Annotated in this window: 14 protein-coding genes and 1 tRNA gene; 10 read left to right on the forward strand and 5 right to left on the reverse strand. The window is 63.3% G+C overall.

Going from position 1 to position 13,977, the window contains the following annotated elements:
* Positions 1–199: 199 nt before the first annotated feature.
* Positions 200–418: a hypothetical protein gene (locus HMI60_RS14785; RefSeq protein WP_026267021.1), complete on the forward strand. Its 219-nt coding sequence runs from the start codon at positions 200–202 to the stop codon at positions 416–418.
* A 49-nt stretch (positions 419–467) separates the two neighbouring features.
* The gene (locus tag HMI60_RS14790; protein WP_026267022.1) at positions 468–1,226 is read left to right on the forward strand and encodes a potassium channel family protein; all 759 of its coding nucleotides are present in this window, start codon (positions 468–470) and stop codon (positions 1,224–1,226) included.
* A 224-nt stretch (positions 1,227–1,450) separates the two neighbouring features.
* On the opposite strand, the gene HMI60_RS14795 is transcribed toward HMI60_RS14790, so the two are convergent.
* Both HMI60_RS14795 and HMI60_RS14800 read right to left on the reverse strand, forming a co-directional pair.
* Positions 1,451–1,532: transfer RNA gene (locus tag HMI60_RS14795), tRNA-Tyr, on the reverse strand.
* Between the two features lie 127 nt (positions 1,533–1,659).
* Positions 1,660–1,926 carry a hypothetical protein gene (locus HMI60_RS14800; protein WP_018776782.1) on the reverse strand — a complete coding sequence of 89 codons (267 nt, stop codon included), beginning with the start codon at positions 1,924–1,926 and terminating at the stop codon, positions 1,660–1,662.
* 183 nt (positions 1,927–2,109) lie between these two features.
* On the opposite strand from HMI60_RS14800, the gene HMI60_RS14805 reads away from it, so the two are divergent.
* The 4 genes from HMI60_RS14805 to efeB all read left to right on the forward strand — a co-directional run bounded on the left by HMI60_RS14805 (position 2,110) and on the right by efeB (position 6,317).
* Positions 2,110–2,601: a YajQ family cyclic di-GMP-binding protein gene (locus tag HMI60_RS14805; RefSeq protein ID WP_018776783.1), complete on the forward strand. Its 492-nt coding sequence runs from the start codon at positions 2,110–2,112 to the stop codon at positions 2,599–2,601.
* A gap of 217 nt (positions 2,602–2,818) precedes the next feature.
* Positions 2,819–3,673, forward strand: a complete 855-nt coding sequence (gene efeU / locus HMI60_RS14810) for an iron uptake transporter permease EfeU (protein WP_193589867.1) — start codon at positions 2,819–2,821, stop codon at positions 3,671–3,673.
* A 65-nt stretch (positions 3,674–3,738) separates the two neighbouring features.
* Positions 3,739–4,911: an iron uptake system protein EfeO gene (gene efeO / locus HMI60_RS14815; protein ID WP_039242502.1), complete on the forward strand. Its 1,173-nt coding sequence runs from the start codon at positions 3,739–3,741 to the stop codon at positions 4,909–4,911.
* A complete protein-coding gene (efeB, locus tag HMI60_RS14820; protein ID WP_193589868.1) occupies positions 4,908–6,317 on the forward strand; it encodes an iron uptake transporter deferrochelatase/peroxidase subunit in 1,410 nt (469 codons plus the stop codon). The genes efeO and efeB overlap by 4 nt, the downstream gene beginning before the upstream one ends.
* A gap of 17 nt (positions 6,318–6,334) precedes the next feature.
* Here the strand turns inward: efeB and htpX are convergent, their stop codons facing one another.
* Entirely contained in the window at positions 6,335–7,204 is an 870-nt protein-coding gene (gene htpX, locus HMI60_RS14825; RefSeq protein WP_039242510.1) for a zinc metalloprotease HtpX, read from the reverse strand.
* A 112-nt stretch (positions 7,205–7,316) separates the two neighbouring features.
* A complete protein-coding gene (locus tag HMI60_RS14830) occupies positions 7,317–8,588 on the reverse strand; it encodes an MFS transporter (RefSeq protein ID WP_064721544.1) in 1,272 nt (423 codons plus the stop codon).
* Positions 8,589–8,651: 63 nt separating this feature from the next.
* Here HMI60_RS14830 and HMI60_RS14835 point away from each other — a divergent pair, with 63 nt between their 5' ends.
* From HMI60_RS14835 to HMI60_RS14850, 4 genes are all read left to right on the forward strand, one after another.
* Positions 8,652–9,422 carry a hypothetical protein gene (locus HMI60_RS14835; RefSeq protein ID WP_227453542.1) on the forward strand — a complete coding sequence of 257 codons (771 nt, stop codon included), beginning with the start codon at positions 8,652–8,654 and terminating at the stop codon, positions 9,420–9,422.
* A 30-nt stretch (positions 9,423–9,452) separates the two neighbouring features.
* On the forward strand, positions 9,453–9,932 hold the full coding sequence (locus HMI60_RS14840) for a Fur family transcriptional regulator (protein WP_018776790.1): 480 nt from the start codon (positions 9,453–9,455) through the stop codon (positions 9,930–9,932).
* A 14-nt stretch (positions 9,933–9,946) separates the two neighbouring features.
* Positions 9,947–11,428, forward strand: coding sequence for a catalase (locus HMI60_RS14845; RefSeq protein WP_018776791.1), 1,482 nt, complete (start codon positions 9,947–9,949; stop codon positions 11,426–11,428).
* 148 nt (positions 11,429–11,576) lie between these two features.
* Positions 11,577–12,212, forward strand: a complete 636-nt coding sequence (locus HMI60_RS14850) for a DUF2461 domain-containing protein (protein ID WP_193589869.1) — start codon at positions 11,577–11,579, stop codon at positions 12,210–12,212.
* Between the two features lie 178 nt (positions 12,213–12,390).
* On the opposite strand, the gene HMI60_RS14855 is transcribed toward HMI60_RS14850, so the two are convergent.
* A complete protein-coding gene (locus HMI60_RS14855) occupies positions 12,391–13,938 on the reverse strand; it encodes an amino acid permease (protein ID WP_193589870.1) in 1,548 nt (515 codons plus the stop codon).
* Between the last annotated feature and the right edge of the window lie 39 nt (positions 13,939–13,977).

Consider the following 13,977-nt stretch of genomic DNA (forward strand, 5'->3'; position numbering starts at 1 on the left):
TTACCCATGAGTAACTTCCAGCGAAAGATGCCGACCGCATTGTGGGACGCTCTGCTGGATTCAGCCAAAGGAACGAGCACGGGCCTCGCTGTTTGTTCAACTTTATGTCCAACGATTGCACTAACGTTTACCGCTGGTTCATCAAAGACGTGCACAATATCTGGAACTCGTATTGGAAGAAAACATCAGGGAGATCCCTTTGAGTACGCTGCAAACCAGCAGGCCCAGCGGCGACGTCTGGCCCGAACTCCAGCGCCACCAGACAGTGGTGCTCCAGGACGCGCGCGGGAACCGCATCGAAGGAACCCTGGACGGAATGACCGACGACCGCAGCACCCTCTGGATCCAGCTCAAGGGCGGCCTGGGCCGTCAACTGATACACCACTTGGACGGCTACTGGCTGGAAACCACCGCCTGAGCAACTCCGCAAGCCCCCGGCCGGCCCGGCCTGTGGCTAGTATTCCCGTATGACTCAAGCGCGATACCGGGACCTCGTCGAATGGCCGCTCATGGCCACGGCACTGATATTCCTCGCCGCCTACGCGTGGCAGGTCATTGGCCGGGTCGACGGGCCCTCGGCGGTCCCTTTCGAGGTGATTTTGTGGATCACCTGGGGAATTTTCGCGCTGGACTATTTCATCAACCTCTGGCTTGCCGAGGACCGCATGCGCTGGTTTGTGTGGAACCTCCACGAACTCCTGATCGTGGTGCTCCCTTTCTTCCGGCCTTTGCGGTTGTTGCGCCTGGTCACCCTCCTCTCCGTGCTGCAACGCACCGTGGGCGAAACCCTCCGTGGCCGGGTGGCAACCTACGTCGCCGGGGCCGCCGCCATGCTCATCCTCATCGGCGCCCTGGCGGTGTTGGATGTTGAACAGAACGCCCCCGACGCCAAGATCCTGACCTTCGGCGACGCAGCCTGGTGGGCCGTCACCACCATTACCACCGTGGGCTACGGCGATCTGTACCCGGTGACGCCCATTGGCAGGGTGGTAGCCGCTGCCCTGATGATGAGCGGCATCGCTGTTCTCGGTATCGTGACGGCCTCCATCGCTTCCTGGCTTGTCCAGCGGATCGAGGAGAACGCCGAGGGGGTCGCCGCCGCAGCGGGAGAAAAGGCAGCAGCGGCCGAAGAACCAGTCCGGGCTGAAATGGCGGACCTGGTGAGCGAAATCGCGGCCTTGCGGCTGGAGATTGCGGAACTCCGGAAAATCTCGGAGAGTCGCTGAGCGGCCACTTCTGCCCCCGGCTCAGACGCCCCACCCTGGGCCCGCCTCCCTCTGGCTGGGGACACCCACATTCACTGCGGACATCGCCCCGGACCAAGGACACGTAAATTTGGGTGTCCTCCGTCCATTGCCGCAGCCCGGACGAAAATGGCAGCTCAAATCGTGAGATTTCACCAGGGCACAAAAAATCCCCGGAACCAGTGGTTCCGGGGATTTTCTTTGGGTGGCAGATGAGGGATTCGAACCCCCGTAGGCGTTGCCAGCTGATTTACAGTCAGCCCCCTTTGGCCGCTCGGGTAATCTGCCGAACTTCAAAAGAAGATCACTTCCGGAGACCATTTCTTTCGATCCGGTAACCGAAGGCAGAGACAACCTTACAGAAGTTTCAGCGAAGAATCTAATCGGGCGCAGACACCCTGATTTTCCGCGTGTTTCAGGCCTGTCCGAGGATCCTGCCCGCGAGTTTGGCTTCGAACCTCTCGGCCTGTTCGGCAGTGATCTGGTTGAGCTGCACGGCCCGCAGAAGATCTGCGTGGACGCCGTCCATCCGGGCAGTGGCATCGGGAACCGGGCTCAGTACGATCGACGCAGCCACGGCCGCCGCAGCGACGGCGCTTGCAGCTGCCACGGCTGCCGTGCCAATCGAACCGGCTGCTGCCGAGGCGGACTTGCTGATGGACTGGACGGCCTTGCTGCTCATGCTGATCCTCCGACGATACGTTCTTTCAACTGGTACAACTCTCGGCCAGCTACCTCGGTTCCCACCTTGCGTGTGCTGTGAGCGAACTGTGAAAGCCCTCCACCGTCCCAAGTGCCGGCTTCCGTACTAGGCTGGATGCCAGACCCAACCCGCCCTCACAGGGCCCCCAACCTAAGGAGAGTCATGGCAGGCGAATCCACATTCGACGTCGTCAGCAAGGTAGACAAGCAAGAGGTCGCCAACGCACTGAACCAGTCCCAGAAGGAAATCGCGCAGCGATACGACTTCAAGGGTGTCGGCGCGGAGATCGACTTCAGTGGCGAAAAGATCCTCATGAAGGCCAACTCGGAGGACCGCGTCCTTGCAGTCCTGGACGTCTTCCAGTCCAAGCTCATCAAGCGCGGCATCTCCCTGAAGTCCCTCGACCAGGGCGAGCCCTACCCCTCGGGCAAGGAATTCCGCCTGGAGTGCACCATCAAGGAAGGCATCGCCCAGGACATCGCCAAGAAGATCAACAAGATCATCCGCGATGAAGCCCCCAAGTCCGTCAAGTCCCAGATCCAGGGCGACGAACTCCGCGTGACCTCCAAGTCCCGCGACGACCTTCAGGAAACCATGAACATCCTCAAGAAGTTCGAAGAGGCCGACCTCCAGTTCGTGAACTTCCGCAGCTAACCAAGCGGTCGCCCGGCATTGGCCAGGGCGCGCCAAAGCCGGGATGCACGCCCCACGGGGCAGCGCGTCCCGGCTTTTTCGTTGCCTGTAACTACAGCGACTGTCGTAATGGACGGGAAAATTAGAGCACGATTAGTTTGCGTAATAGCCGCGGCACAGTATTCTTCTTCCTTAGGCGAGCCTAAGTACGGCTCCCCTTAGCGAAAGAACACTCACCATGACCGCCAACTTCCTGATCGGACTGCGCGAAGGCCTGGAGGCCTCCCTCATCGTGGTCCTGCTGATGGCTTACCTCATCAAGACCGGACGGCGGCACCTGATTCCCCGCCTCTGGATCGGCGTGGGAATCGCGATGGGCGTCTCCCTCGGCTTCGGCGCACTGCTGACCTTCGGCCCCCGCGGGCTGACGTTCGAGGCCCAGGAAGCAATCGGCGGCGGGCTCTCCATCATTGCAGTGGCACTGGTGACCTGGATGGTCTTCTGGATGGCCAAGACCGCCCGCAGCCTCGGCGGCGAGCTGCGCTCCCAAGTGGACAAAGCGGCCGACGGCGCCGCATGGGGCCTCGTGCTCGTGGCGGCACTGGCCGTGGGCCGGGAAGGGCTGGAAACTGCCCTCTTCATCTGGGCTGCAGCCCAAGCCACAGGCGAAACAACCCTCCCCTTGCTCGGTGCGCTGCTCGGCCTGGTCGCAGCCGCCGGGCTGGGTTATCTGCTGCACCGGGGTGTCCTGAAGGTCAACCTGGGCCGCTTCTTCACCTGGACCGGAGTCGGCCTCATCATCATCGCCGGCGGCGTACTGGCCTACGGTGTCCACGACCTCCAGGAAGCCGGCATCCTTCCGGGACTGCACAACCTGGCCTTCGATGTCTCAGCCGCCATCCCGCCGTCGTCCTGGTACGGCACCCTGCTGAAAGGCACCCTCAACTTCTCCCCCGCCACCACGTGGCTGGAAGCGGCAGCCTGGCTGCTGTACGTGATCCCCGTGCTGTCCCTGTACATCCGGGCCAACCGTTCCTCCCGTCCCAAAGCCGCCGGCACCATCCCAGCTCCCGCAGTCGCAGCACAGCCCTAAGGCTGTCTCCCCTTACGCCTTCAGGCACACCGCCGTGCGCCCATTCATAGACAAAGGATTCACCCATGCCCGTTTCAACGAAACTCCGCAAGACCCTTGCCGTGATCGGCGCGGCCGCGGCCGTACCCCTGGTCCTCGCCGGTTGCACTGACAACACGAAGACCACAGCCGCCGCGGATGGCCCCATCCAGGTCAGCAGCACGGCCAACGAGTGCAAGGTTTCGGCTGCCACCGCACCCAGCGGCAACCTCACCTTCGCGGTGAAGAACGAAGGCACCGAGGTCACGGAGTTCTACCTGCTGGCAGAAGACGGCCTGCGCATCCTGGGCGAAGTGGAGAACATCGGACCCGGGATCACCCGCAACCTGGTGGTCACGGCCCCGGCCGGCAAGTACAACACCGCGTGCAAGCCCGGCATGCAGGGCGATGGCATCCGCGCTTCCTTCGAGGTCACCGAGTCCGGCAACAAGCCCAGCGTCGACGCCGATTTCCAGAAGCTCCTGGACACCGGCACCCAGCAGTACGCCGCCTACGTCAAGGACCAGACCGAACAGCTCGTCACCGGCACCAAGGCATTCGCCGACGCTTTTGCAGCCGGTGATGCCGCGAAGGCACGCGAGCTCTACGCAGCCACCCGCATGCACTGGGAACGGATCGAGCCGGTGGCTGAATCCTTCGGCGACCTCGACCCCAAGTTGGATGCCCGCGAAGCCGACCTTGAGCCCGGACAGGAATGGACCGGATGGCACCGCGCCGAAAAGGACCTCTTCCCGCCCGCAGGCTACACGGCCATGACCGTTGCTGAGCGCACCGCCATCTCCAAGCAGTTGGTCGCCGACACCGAGGACCTCGCCACCCGCACCCGTACCGTGGAGCTCACTGCGGACAAGCTGGGCAATGGCGCCAAGGAACTCCTGGATGAAGTGGCCACCGGCAAGGTCACCGGCGAAGAAGAAATCTGGTCGCACACGGATCTCTGGGACTTCCAGGCCAATGTTGACGGCGCCCGCATCGCCTTCGAGAGCCTGAAGCCGGCCCTGGAGCAGAAAGACGCTGAGCTCTCCAAGTCCTTGGATGAAAAGTTCGCGGCGCTGCAGGCCGAACTGAAGAAGCACGCAAAGGGCGACGGCTTTGCCTACTACAACGAGCTCAGCCCGGAGCAGGTCCAGGGGTTGGCTTCGCTGGTTGACTCGCTGGGTGAGCCCCTTTCCAAGCTCACCTCAGCCGTGGTTCTGTGAGCGGCTGCCCCTTCGGGCAAACCGGTGACGCCGCCGGCGTCGAGCGTTCCGGTGAGCCGAACGACGTCGTAACGTCCCGAGGGGCGTCCGACGGCGGCACAGCGGCTACCGCTGAAGCCGTCACCCCCCGGATGTCCCGCCGTGGCCTGCTGTCGCTGGCGGGCGTGGGCGGGGCCGGAGCCGTTGCCGGCCTGGCCGCCGGCTTCCTGGGCCACGACGCCGTGACGGCAACCGCAGCATCTGCCTCCGTTCCGGCCGCCGGAGAAGCGGTAGTCCCGTTCTTCGGAGACCATCAGGCAGGCATCACGACCCCTGCCCAGGACCGTCTCCACATGGCCGCGTTCGATGTCACCACCGAGGACCGCAAGGAACTCATCAAGCTCCTGAAGGACTGGACTGCCGCGGCGCAGGCGATGGCGGCCGGGGACCCCACCGGCAAGACCGGCGCCGTCGATGGACCTTATGACGCCCCGCCGGAGGACACCGGCGAGGCTTTGGACTTGGCGGCGTCGAAACTGACCCTGACGTTTGGTTTTGGTGCCGGACTGTTCGAAAAGGACGGCAAGGTTCGGTTCGGCCTGGACGGGCGGCGACCCGAAGCTCTGATCGACCTCCCCCACTTCCCGGGCGACGACCTCCAGCCCGGGCGCACAGGAGGAGACATCGTGGTCCAGGCCTGCGCCGATGACCCGCAGGTTGCGGTGCACGCCATCCGCAACCTGGCGAGAATCGGATTCGGAAAGGTCCGCGTCCGTTGGTCCCAGCTCGGATTCGGGCGCACCTCCTCAACGTCCCGGGCACAGGTGACTCCCCGCAACCTCTTCGGTTTCAAGGACGGCACCAACAACCTCAAGGTCGAGGACAACGCGCTGCTGGAGGAGCACGTGTGGGTGGCCCCTGGCGGCCCTGCATCCGAGCAGTGGATGGCAGGCGGCAGCTATCTGGTGGCCCGCCGGATCCAGATGCACATTGAGATCTGGGACCGCACCTCACTGCGTGAACAGGAGGGGCTGATTGGGCGCACCAAGGGCGTCGGGGCTCCTTTGTCGGGCGGCGATGAGTTCAGCACACCGGACTTTGCCATGGCGGGCCGCAATGGCGAGCCGCTGATTCCCATGGACTCGCACATGCGGCTGGCCCACCCGGACCAGAACAACGGCGTGCGGATGCTCCGCCGAGGTTACAACTTCACGGACGGTTCGGATGGGCTGGGGCATCTGGATGCCGGTCTCTTCTTCATCGCTTTCGTGAAGGATCCGCGGACGCACTACGTGTCCATGCAACTGGCAATGGCCAAGGGCGACACGTTGTCCGTGGAGTACCTGAAGCACACCGGATCGGGTTTGTTTGCGGTTCCTCCCGGGGTGCAGGCCGGCGGGTTCATCGGCGAAGGACTGTTCGCGTAGCAGTCCCTGCGAGCACGTCAGGCGAGCGGGCGCCCTGCCATTCCCTCCAGTCGGCTGATGCGTTCCTTCATGGGCGGGTGGGTGGAGAACATGCGCCGCATGCCGCCGCCACGGAACGGGTTGGCGATCATGAGGTGCGAGGCATTGACCAGCCGCTGGTCCTGCGGAAGCGGCAACTGGCTCACCCCGGACTCGATCTTGCGCAGCGCCGAGGCCAGTGCCAGCGGGTCCCCGGTGAGCTGGGCGCCGTCCTCGTCCGCGTCGAATTCACGGGTGCGGGAGATCGCCATCTGGATGAGCGAGGCCGCAAATGGTGCCAGCAGCGCCATGGCAATGGTCGCCAAGGGGTTCGCATTGCGCCGGTCGCCGCCTCCGAAGATCAACAGCATCTGGCCCACGGATGTGATGACGCCGGCCACGGCCGCGGCCACGGACGACGTCAGGATGTCGCGGTTGTACACGTGCATCAGTTCATGGCCCAGCACTCCCCTGAGTTCCCGGGCGTCCAGCAGGTGCAGGATGCCCTCGGTGCAGCAGACAGCGGCGTTCTTGGGGTTCCGGCCGGTGGCGAAGGCGTTGGGTGTCATGGTGGGTGAAAGGTAGATCCGTGGCATGGGCTTGTTCGCCCGCACGGACAGCTCCCTGACGATCTGGTACAGCTGGGGAGCCTGGGCCTCAGTGACCGGGTAGGCAGCCATGGAACGAATGGCGATCTTGTCGCTGTTCCAATAGCCGTACGCTGTGGTGCCCACGCCGATCAGGGCCATGATCCAGATGGGGGCGGTGCTCCGGGTTCCTGAGGCAATGATGGCGCCCAAACCCAACAACACCGCCCACAGCACACCGAAGAGTGCCGCGGTCTTGAGTCCATTGTTGTGTTTATGCACGTTGCTCTCGTTCTCTTTCTTCAGCTCTTGCAGGGCTTTGCTTCGTTTAACGCCGACGCCGGTCCGCCTGTTCCGGGCCCAGGCGCCGGTTCCTGGCTTGGCCCCCGCCTGCTCAGGGCACCGGATGCTTTGAATCGTAGGCGACGAAGCCGGGTTGGAGTCGGGAAGCGAGCCATGCCAGGGCAATGCACAGAACTCCACCCAGCAACAGCACCCCGCCTTCGCTGAGGAACTGGGTCACTCCACCGGCAAGCATGTCTCCCACCCGGGGCCCGCCAGCTACCACCACGATGAACACCCCTTGCAACCGCCCGCGGAGATGGTCCGGGGTAGCAGCCTGGAGAATCGTGGTCCTGAAAACGGCACTCACGGAATCCGAAATACCTGCGAGCGCACAGCAGAGCGCAGCCGGTATCAGCCACGGCGTGGTTCCATTGCGTCCGGCGTCACCTGCGAGGAGCACCACCAGTCCAAAGCCGGCAATTGAGGCGCCCCACCCCATCACGGACCACACCACGGCGCTGCCCTGCCGGCGTACCCTTCCCAACGGACCAGAGAAGAGGCCCGCAAGGAACGCTCCCACAGCCGTGGAAGCGAGCAGCACACCCACGGTGGTTTCGCCTCCACCGATCATCACGGCGCCAATGGCGGGCATCAGGGCCCGGGGTTGCGCGCAGATCATGGCGATGAGGTCGATGATGAAGGTCATGCGGACGTTGGGCCGCCCGCCCAGGAACCGGAAGCCCTCCACCACGGAGCGGAACCCGGGCCGGACGGCATCCTTGGAGGGCGGCAGCGGCGGAAGCCTGAAAAGTCCCCACAGCGCGAAGGTGAAGCTGATGACGTCAATCGTGTAGGTCCACCCGAAGCCGATGGTTGCCACGAGTACCCCGGCCAGGAGTGGTCCGGCGGTCATCGAGAGGCCAAAGGTCAGCATGCTCAAGGCGTTGGCCGCGGGGAGCAGGTCCTTGCGGACCAGGAGTGGAATGATGGCGCTCCGGGCCGGGCCGTTGATGCCTTGCGCGCCGCTTTGGATGGCTACCAGCGCATAAAGGACCCAAATGTTGCCCAGACCCAGCCACGCCTGCAGTGCCAGGCCGGCCGTGGAAGCCCATAGGACGAGGGACGCAATCAAGGCCACTTTGCGTCGGTCGTAGGCATCGGAGATGGATCCACCGTAGAGGCCGGCAATGACCAGGGGAACCAACGCGAAGATACCCAGGAGCCCCACGTAGAAACTTTCCTGGGTGAGCCGGTACACCTCCAGGCTGACAGCCACGAGGGTCAGTTGGGTGCCGATGGCGGCAACGGACGCCCCCAGCCAGAGACGACGAAAAGCAGGACTCTCCTTGAGCGGAGTGATGTCTGCCAGTAGTTTTGCCACCGTCCAACCCTAACCAGCGCCACGGCTTGGTAGGCTCACCCCGGGGAAGGAGTTGACATGGTCATGTCACGACGACTGTTGTACCGTTCGGGCTTTTGGGAGATCGCCCGGCCACGTCATCCCCTCACAGCCGCGCACGTAGTGGTCAGGTTGTCTGATCCGTCCACGGATTTCGCGCTCCCGTCCGCAACTGACTGGCTTTTCTGCCACCATCTGGCACGCGCCGCCTTGGCGAAGGTCCTGGGCGTCGAGCACTGCGCCGTCATGTTCGCCCATCAGTGGCATCCGCTGGGAGCCGGGCTGGGTGAACCTGTGGCTGAATCGTCAACTCCGACGTTCCATCTTTTTGGACGCTGGGCAGGCGAAACCACGACGCCGGGACTTCAGCTCTCGCTGCCGGCGCACCGTCGGGTGGCCCTCCCCGAGTCCGAACTGGAGGCGACCGACGAGGCGATCCGTGAGTCACTACGCCGGGAGCTGCCCGACGCGATCGTGGCGTCCGCAGACGCGGCCAGGGCCGCCGTCGAACCTGTTCCGGACCCCGCAGTGCTGGTACGGACGATTCCTGCGGGTGAGCGCCATACCGTCATGGAGCCCGTGAGCGGCGTGGCCTCAGTTCGGGACTTCCTGCCTGCTGACCTTCTGGCGATCGGTGCATCGCTGGGCGCGCTGCCGCTGTCCGGTGGCGTCAGCGGGTTCAGTTGCCTGGCCGTGGAGTCGCTGACCCCGGGAACGCCATTGCGGGTGCATGCGCTCGGCCGCTCGGCCGCGGAAGAACTCAACCCGGTAGTGGAATTGTTTCGTTCACCGGAAGTTAGCCTTGCCTTATTGTGAACTTATCAAAATAAGTGTTTGAATGAATGCATGACAGATCACACTGCTGAGCAGCAAGCATGGGCCGCGGCCCTGCATGCCCACGGCAGGCGTGTGACCAAACAGCGGCTGGCAGTGCTGGCCGCAGTCCAGCACCATCCGCACTCCCCGGCAGAAGGCATCCTTGCCGCTGCCCGCCAGGAACTGCCTGAACTGACGGCGCAGTCCGTTTATGTAGTGCTCAGCGACCTTACGGATCTGCAGATGCTGCGCCGCTTTGAACCCCCGCACTCCCCGGCGCTCTACGAAACCCGGGTAGGCGACAACCACCACCACGCCGTCTGCATCAGCTGCGGCAAGGTGGAGGACGTGGACTGCGCAGTGGGCCACGCACCGTGCCTCACACCGCACTGGAACGAAAATTCCAAGCCCATGACAATCCAGATCGCAGACGTCCTTTACCAAGGCATCTGCCAGGATTGCCAGGCCAAACAACAGCTTCCCGTAAATACTTCAGTAACTCAGAAATAGGAAAAAGGAGAACAATGACTGCCATTTCAACGACCCAGTCAGGTGCCCCCGTTACGTCCGACGCGCACTCGAAGTCCGTCGGCGCTGACGGTGCCATCATCCTGACCGACCACTACCTGGTGGAAAAGCTCGCCCAGTTCAACCGCGAGCGGGTCCCGGAGCGCGTAGTGCACGCCAAGGGCGGCGGAGCTTTCGGTACCTTCAAGACCACCTCTGACGTTTCTGCCTACACCAAGGCTGCTTTCCTGCAGCCGGGTGTCGAGACGGACATGCTGATCCGTTTCTCCTCCGTTGCAGGCGAGAACGGTTCTCCCGACACGTGGCGCGATCCCCGCGGTTTCGCCGTGAAGTTCTACACCTCCGAGGGCAACTACGACCTCGTGGGCAACAACACCCCCGTCTTCTTCATCCGCGACGGCATCAAGTTCCCGGACTTCATCCACTCCCAGAAGCGCCTCCCGGGTACCCACCTGCGTGACGCTGACATGCAGTGGGACTTCTGGACCCTCTCCCCCGAGTCCGCACACCAGGTCACCTGGCTCATGGGCGACCGTGGCCTGCCGGCTTCCTGGCGTGAAATGCAGGGCTACGGTTCGCACACCTACCAGTGGATCAACGCCGCCGGCGAGCGTTTCTGGGTCAAGTACCACTTCAAGTCCAACCAGGGCGTCAAGACCATCACTGGTGACCAGGCTGAAGAGCTGGCCGGTTCGGATGCAGACTTCTACATCCGCGACCTCTCCGAGAACATCGAGGCCGGCAACTTCCCGTCGTGGGAACTCCACGTCCAGGTCATGCCGTACGAGGATGCCAAGACGTACCGCTTCAACCCGTTCGACCTCACCAAGGTGTGGCCGCACTCCGACTACCCGCTGATCCACGTGGGCACCATGGAGCTGAACAAGAACCCGGAGAACTACTTCGCGCAGATCGAGCAGGCCACCTTCGCGCCGTCGAACTTCGTGCCGGGCATCGCTGCTTCCCCGGACAAGATGCTGCAGGCCCGCATCTTCTCCTACGCCGATGCACACCGCTACCGCGTTGGCACCAACCACGCGCAGATCCCGGTGAACCAGCCCAAGAACCAGGTCAACAACTACAGCCAGGATGGCCAGGGACGTTACCTGTTCAACGCTCCGTCCACCCCGGTTTACGCACCGAACTCCGTTGGTGGCCCGGCTGCTGTCGAGCCGACCTCCCCCGCCGGTGGCTGGGAGAACGACGGCGAGCTCACCCTCTCCGCGCACACCCTGCACGCTGAGGATGACGACTTCGGCCAGGCCGGTACCCTGTACCGCGAGGTCTACGATGACGCCGCCAAGGCCCGCCTCCTGGACACCATCACCGGTGCTGTTGGCGGCGTGAAGAACGCCGACATCAAGGAACGCGCCATCCAGTACTGGACGAACGTTGACGCCGACCTCGGCGCCAAGCTCCGCGCCAACCTGGGCGCAGGCCAGACCGAGTCCGACGCCGAAGCAGCCAACAAGCTCTAAGCGTCTTTGCTCCAAGCACTGCCAAGAACACCCCGCCGCGGATCCACTCCGCGGCGGGGTGTTCTTTTTGTTTTCCACATAGCACTTGTTTCCACATAGCAGCCTCCAGCTATGGCTGCGCCCTCATGCCGCTCCATAGGATCCCTGTATGAACACATTTGAAGGCATTCAGGCAGCCGCTTTCCGCTTCTACGAGGACCTTGAAGAGAACAACAACCGCGAGTGGTGGCTGGAGCATAAAGCGACCTACGACGCCGAGGTCAGGGAACCGCTGACGGCTCTCCTCGCGGAATTGGAGCCGAGGTTCGGGCCTGCAAAGATCTTCCGCCCCAACCGGGACATCAGGTTCTCCCAGGACAAGTCACCCTATAAAACGGCCCAGGGAGCCTTCGCAGCCACACGGGAGGGCGTTGGCTACTACGTGCAGATCAGCGCCGACGGTCTCCTGATCGGTGGGGGCTACCACTCCCACACGCCCGCCCAGTTGGCACGCTACCGGGCCGCAGTCGACGCGCCGGAGAGTGGACTGGCGCTGCAACAGATCACCGACGCCGTCTCCGCTGCTGGTTTTGCCATTGAAGGGGAAAAACTCAAGACCGTTCCCCGCGGCTTTGACAAGGACCATCCGCGGGCGGAGCTGCTAAAGCACAAGTCCTTGTCGGCCGGTGTGGAAGTCGGGCAGCCGGCATGGTTGTCCACCGCAGCGGCCAAGGATGAGATTGCCTCGCGATGGGAGACGCTGAGGCCCCTGGTGGAGTGGGTCAGTGAGTACGCGGCGCCGTGAGGGCTGGTGGGGCGTTGGGGCCAGCGCTGCGAGGGCCAGGGTCCCAAGGCTGGCGCCCAGCGAAGGGCCCTCTGGACGGGTGCGCTCCCGGAAACAGAAAACGCCCGGAAACCAGCGGTTCCCGGGCGTTCCCCTTGAGCTATGACAAAGCAGCTGTCTGACAAGCAACAGCGATGGGTCAGACCTTGGTGAAGGTGTCTTCGTCCTCGTCGCCGGTGGTCTTGCCGCCGCCTGCGACAGCGGCTTTGGCGGCTGCGAACTTCTCGTTGAGCCGCGAGTGACGCTGGCCGTAGGAGAAGTAGATCACCATGCCGATCACCAGCCAGATCGCGAAGAAGATCCAGGTTTCCACGGCCAGGTTGGTCATGAGGTAGACGCACAGTGCGGCGGAGACCCAGGGCAGGACCTTGCCGAACGGAACGCGGAACGCCGGCTTGAGGTCGGGGCGCTTCTTGCGGAGCACAAGGATGCCCAGGGAGACCATCACGAACGCGGACAGCGTTCCGATGTTGATCATTTCCTCCAGGAGGTCCACCTTGGTCACACCTGCCACGATCGCCACGGCGGCACCGCAGATGATCTGCAGGCGGGCCGGGGTGGAGCGCTTCTCGCTGGTCTTGGAAAGGGAGCGGGGCAGCAGACCGTCTCGGCTCATGGCAAGCACCACGCGGGACAAGCCCATGAGGAGCACCATGATGACGGTGGTGAGGCCTACCAGCGAACCGAAAGCGATGACCTTGGCGGCGTCTGTGTTGCCCACAGCTTCGAAAGCCGTGGTCAGGGTGGGGTTCTTGACTTCGGCCAGCTGCGTATAGGAAACCATTCCCGTGAGGGCGAGGGAGACCAGGATGTAGAGCAATGTCACCAGCGCCAGGCCGCCGAAGATGCCCCGGGGCAGGGTCTTCTGCGGGTTCTTGACCTCCTCGGCGGAGGTGGCCACCACGTCGAAGCCGATGAAGGCGAAGAAGACCAAGGCCGCGCCTGCGAAGATGCCAAGCGTTCCGTACTGGGCCGGAGCAGCACCGGTCAGGAAGCCAAAGAAGGACTGCTTCATGACATCGGCCGCGCCCGTTCCGGCAGTCGGTTCGGAGGCCGGAACAAACGGTGTGTAGTTGGAGAACTTCACGTAGCTGAAACCCACTACGATCACGAACAGCACTACAGCGATCTTGATCATCGTGAAGACGTTGCCAACGCGGGCGGACAACTTTGTCCCCAGCACCAGCAGCACGGTGAAGATCGCGACGATGAGGAAGGCGCCCCAGTAAAGGTCAACGCCAAACACACTGATCGAGGGCGGCATCTCCACGCCCATCAAGCCAAACACCGTACTGAGGTAGATGCCCCAGTACTTGGCGATCACTGCCGCGGCGGTGAAAAGTTCGAGGATGAGGTTCCAGCCGATGATCCAGGCAAGGACTTCGCCCATGGTGGCGTACGTGAAGACGTAGGCGGAACCGGCAACGGGAATTGCGGTCGCGAACTCCGCGTAGCACATGATGGCCAACGCGCAGGTGACTGCTGCGATGGCAAAGGAAATGGTGACGGCGGGGCCGGCAAAGTTGGCGGCAGCCTTCGCGCCCACCGAGAAGATACCGGCGCCGACAGCGACGGCGACGCCCATGATCATGAGGTCCCACGTGCTCAGGCTGCGCTTGAGCTTGCGACCAGGCTCGTCGGAATCGGCGATCGACTGCTCAATCGACTTGGTCCTGAAAATGTTCATAAAAATGCCACATTCTGGATGGGGGTGGTATAGGACTCA

Origin of the sequence: Paenarthrobacter sp. YJN-D (assembly GCF_015040335.1) — a bacterium.
GTDB classification, from domain to species: Bacteria; Actinomycetota; Actinomycetes; order Actinomycetales; family Micrococcaceae; genus Arthrobacter; species Arthrobacter nicotinovorans.

Coding starts and splice junctions, on each gene's coding strand:
- HMI60_RS14790 (WP_026267022.1), top strand. CDS start 468: ATGACTCAAGCGCGATACCGGGACCTCGTCGAATGGCCGCTCATGGCC.
- HMI60_RS14800 (WP_018776782.1), bottom strand. CDS start 1,926: ATGAGCAGCAAGGCCGTCCAGTCCATCAGCAAGTCCGCCTCGGCAGCA.
- HMI60_RS14805 (WP_018776783.1), top strand. CDS start 2,110: ATGGCAGGCGAATCCACATTCGACGTCGTCAGCAAGGTAGACAAGCAA.
- efeU (WP_193589867.1), top strand. CDS start 2,819: ATGACCGCCAACTTCCTGATCGGACTGCGCGAAGGCCTGGAGGCCTCC.
- efeO (WP_039242502.1), top strand. CDS start 3,739: ATGCCCGTTTCAACGAAACTCCGCAAGACCCTTGCCGTGATCGGCGCG.
- HMI60_RS14835 (WP_227453542.1), top strand. CDS start 8,652: ATGTCACGACGACTGTTGTACCGTTCGGGCTTTTGGGAGATCGCCCGG.
- HMI60_RS14840 (WP_018776790.1), top strand. CDS start 9,453: ATGACAGATCACACTGCTGAGCAGCAAGCATGGGCCGCGGCCCTGCAT.
- HMI60_RS14845 (WP_018776791.1), top strand. CDS start 9,947: ATGACTGCCATTTCAACGACCCAGTCAGGTGCCCCCGTTACGTCCGAC.
- HMI60_RS14850 (WP_193589869.1), top strand. CDS start 11,577: ATGAACACATTTGAAGGCATTCAGGCAGCCGCTTTCCGCTTCTACGAG.
- HMI60_RS14855 (WP_193589870.1), bottom strand. CDS start 13,938: ATGAACATTTTCAGGACCAAGTCGATTGAGCAGTCGATCGCCGATTCC.